This window comes from Sinomonas sp. (assembly GCF_051955515.1).
GTDB lineage: Bacteria > Actinomycetota > Actinomycetes > Actinomycetales > Micrococcaceae > Sinomonas.
Window position 1 is genome coordinate 1 of sequence record NZ_JBQCGQ010000294.1, and the last position, 3,572, is coordinate 3,572.

Consider the following 3,572-nt stretch of genomic DNA (forward strand, 5'->3'; position numbering starts at 1 on the left):
GATCACGTCGCCGGGCTGGACCGCGGCGCCGCCGCAGGCCACCGTCTCGTCGACCGCCCACGGCACGTGCTTGCGGCCTAGCACGGCCGGGTGGGCGTTCGCGCCCCAGGCCGGGATGTCCATGCCCGAGACCGGGCCGAAGTCGCGGATGCCGCCGTCGGTGATGATCGCCGCGGCACCGAGGACCTGCGCGCGGAGCGCAAGCACGTCCCCGAGTGTCCCGGAGCCCTTCTCGCCGCGGGCGTCCATCACGAGGATGTCGCCCGGGCGGAGGGAATCCACCGCCTGCTTCTGGGCGTTGTACCCGCCGCCGTGGGTCTTGAAGAGGTCTTCCCGGGCGGGGATATAGCGGAGCGTGCGCGCCGTGCCGACCACCTTCGCCCCCGGCTTCGTGGGGATCAGGCCCTCGATGTGGCAGTTCTGCATCCCGCGCTTCCGCAGCTGAACGCTCAGGGTGGCTGTGCCGACGGAACGGAGCTTCTCCGTGAGCGCGGGGGTGAGGACGCTGACGGGCCGCGAATCGGGCCGCGGATCCGGCTGCGCGACGGGAGCCAGGCCAGCGGCTTCCGCGGAGCCCCACGCGTCGATGCGGTCGGCGTCGGTGAGTTTCGGCATCGCGCCATACGGCTCGAGGCCCTCCGACTCGACGATGCGGTTCGAGAGGCGGCCGGTGCTGAGCAGCGAGCCGTCCGAGGCGGTGCCGTCCACCTCGACCTCGACGACGTCGCCGGGCCGCGCCACGGTGGCCCCCGCCGGAGTCCCGGTGAGGATGATGTCCCCCGGCTCAAGCGTCATGAGGCGGGAGAGATCCGCGACGAGCTGGGAGAACGGGAAGAGGAGGGTCTCGGTGGAGTCCTCCTGGACCAGGTCGCCATTGATCCACATGCGCACCCTTAGGGCGGCCGGATCGAGTTCCTGGGCCGGGAGGAGCTGGGGACCGACCGGTGCGATGCCGTCGGCGCCCTTGGAACGGAGGTTGGAGCCTTTGTCCGGCCAGCGGAGGTCGGCGAGCCCGGCGTCGTTCGCCGCGGTGACCGCGCCGACGTAGCGCCACGCCTCGTGGGGGGAGACGCGCCGGGCGCGAGCCCCGATCACCAAGGCGACCTCGCCCTCCACCGTGAGCAGTTCGACGCCGCGCGGCCGCTCGAGGTCAGCCCCCGAGAGCGCGAGCGAGGTCGCGGGTTTCAGGAAGTACGAGGGGACCTCGGGCGTCCGGCCCCGCTGCGCGGCCCTGCTGGGGTAGTTGAGGTGGACGGCGATGACCTTGCCAGCCCCATCCAGCTGTTCCTGCGTGAGCTGTTCCACGAGCGCGCTCTCCTTCGAGTCCGACTACCTGTCGTTCAGGATCGTATACGAAAATCGTATACGAAGTCGGCGGAGTGCTCAAGGGGCAAACCCGAACGCTTACGACAGGAACTCGATCGCAGCCTGCTTGAATGCCCGGGCGGTCACGGCGTTGACGTGGTTCCGGCCGGGGATCAGCACGAGCCGGGCCGAGGGGACGAGCGAATGCAGGGCCTCGAGCCCGGCCGCCCGCTCGTCCTTCTCGCCCGCCACGAGGAGGATTGGCTGCTGTGGCACTGCCTCTGCGGCGTCGAACGGCTCTTCCTTGATGGCCTCAACAAGCGAGAGGAGCGCGTACATGTCGGAGCCGGGGGAGGCGAGCGCCATCGCCACGAGGTTCGCCGTGGATTCGTCCTCGATGGGGGTTCCGTCGGCGAGGAAGCGCTGCGCCGCAGCCAGGTCGAACTCGGCGAGCGGATCCCGGCTACTCGGCCCGCCGAGCACTAGGCGACGCACGAGCGCCGGCTGGGTCGCTCCGAACTCCCACGCGAGCCGTGAGCCAAGGGAGTAGCCGACGACGTCGAGCCCGCTCTCCGGGCGCGCGGGATCAAGGGGGCGGGCCCCCTCGTCGAACGCGATCTGGAGCAGGTCCGCCCGGATCCGGCTCGGCGAGTACGAGTCCACATCCTCGGGAGCGGCACTGAGGCCATGCCCGGGGAGGTCGACGGCGATGACTCGCCGGCCCGCGTCGAGCAGCGCCGGGATCCACCCGCTCTGCTCCCAGTTCAGCGCCACGGAGGACGCGAAGCCGTGGATCAGGAGCACGGGCGGCAGGGGCGCCGGCGACTCGGGCTCGTGCGTCTGGATGTTGAGCCCGGGGTCCGTGCCCTCGACCGTGTGGTGAACCGGGCTGCCTGCGTGCCGTCCCATGGTGGTCTCCATCAGTCGCTCTTCCTAGTCTTCGTCGAGGTTAGCGCTGAGTCGCACGCGCCGCTTGGGGGCTTCCTCGCTGGGGACCGTCCCGACGATGCCGGCGGTGTCGTCGGGGACCTCGAAGACGATGAGCGGCTCGCCGACCTTGATGACATCGCCGGGTGCGCCGTGGAGCTTGAGCACCTTGCCGGATTGGGGCGAGGGGAGCTCGAGCGCGGACTTGGTGGTCTCGACTTCCACGAGCGGCTGGTTCCGCTCGACCTGGTCGCCCTCGTCGACGAGCCATTCGAGGACGGTGGCCTCGATGAGGCCTTCGCCGAGGTCGGGGAGGGGGAAGGGGATCTCAGCCACGCTTGTACTCCAATACTCGTTGGATGCCGAACAGGATCCGGTCGATGTTCGGGATGTACTCGTCCTCCAGGTCGCCTGAGGGATACGGTACGTCGAAGCCGGTGACCCGCTCAACGGGTGCCTTGAGCGTTGCGAAGCAGCGCTCGGTGATGATCTGGGCCACCTCTGCGCCGAGGCCGGAGGTCCGCGGGGCCTCATGGACGACGACGGCGCGCCGCGTCTTGCCCACGGAGGCCGCCAGGGCTTCGGCGTCGATGGGCTTGAGCCAGCGCAGGTCGAGGACCTCGACGTCGATCCCGTCCTCGGCGGCGAGCTCGGCGACCTTGAGGCAGCGGGCCACCATGGCGCCCCACGCGACGAGGGTGAGGTGCCGGCCCGGGCGAGCGATCCGCGCGCCGGTGACATCGGGCGCATCCGTCGGCGCCTCCGTCCCCTGGCTCTCCAGGATGACCTGGCCCTTCTGCCAGTAGCGCGACTTGGGCTCCATGAAGATGACCGGGTCCGGCATGCGCGCCGCGGCCTTGAGGAGGGAGTAGCCCTGCTGGGGGTCGGCGGGGGAGACGACCTTGAGGCCGGGGACGTGGGCGAAGAGCGCCTCGAGGCTCTCGCCGTGGTGCTCGGGGGCGCGGATGCCGCCGAAGCTGGGCACGCGCAGGGTGACCGGCATGGGCAGGGTGCCGCGGCTGCGGTAGTTCATGCGGCCGAGCTGGCAGACGATCTGGTTCACGGCAGGGTAGGCGAAGCCGTCGAACTGGACCTCGGGGATGGGGTGGAAGCCGGCCATCGCCAGGCCGATCGACATGCCCAGGATCCCGGACTCGGCGAGCGGGGTGTCGAAGACCCGTTCCGGCCCGTGCTTCGCGGCCAGGCCCGAGGTGACGCGGAAGACGCCGCCGAGCGTGCCGACGTCCTCGCCCAGCACGAGGGCCTTGGGGTCCGCGGCAAGGATCTCATCGAGCGCGAGGTTGAGCGCGCCCTGGAGGGAGAGCTCTTGCGCTTTCGGG

General features: G+C 70.6%; 3 protein-coding genes and 1 pseudogene. All 4 read right to left on the reverse strand.

The window, feature by feature from the left end; genetic code table 11:
- Window positions 1–1,311, reverse strand: a pseudogene (locus ACTHL9_RS17665) (fumarylacetoacetate hydrolase family protein); the annotation flags it as partial.
- A 93-nt stretch (window positions 1,312–1,404) separates the two neighbouring features.
- Window positions 1,405–2,214, reverse strand: coding sequence for an alpha/beta fold hydrolase (locus tag ACTHL9_RS17670; RefSeq protein WP_440520577.1), 810 nt, complete (start codon window positions 2,212–2,214; stop codon window positions 1,405–1,407).
- A gap of 24 nt (window positions 2,215–2,238) precedes the next feature.
- A complete protein-coding gene (locus ACTHL9_RS17675; protein WP_440520578.1) occupies window positions 2,239–2,568 on the reverse strand; it encodes a biotin/lipoyl-containing protein in 330 nt (109 codons plus the stop codon).
- Window positions 2,561–3,572, reverse strand: a 1,012-nt coding sequence (locus tag ACTHL9_RS17680; protein WP_440520579.1) for an alpha-ketoacid dehydrogenase subunit beta, incomplete at its 5' end; no start/stop codon positions are given. The genes ACTHL9_RS17680 and ACTHL9_RS17675, both read right to left, overlap by 8 nt.

Coding starts and splice junctions, on each gene's coding strand:
- ACTHL9_RS17670 (WP_440520577.1), bottom strand. CDS start 2,214: ATGGGACGGCACGCAGGCAGCCCGGTTCACCACACGGTCGAGGGCACG.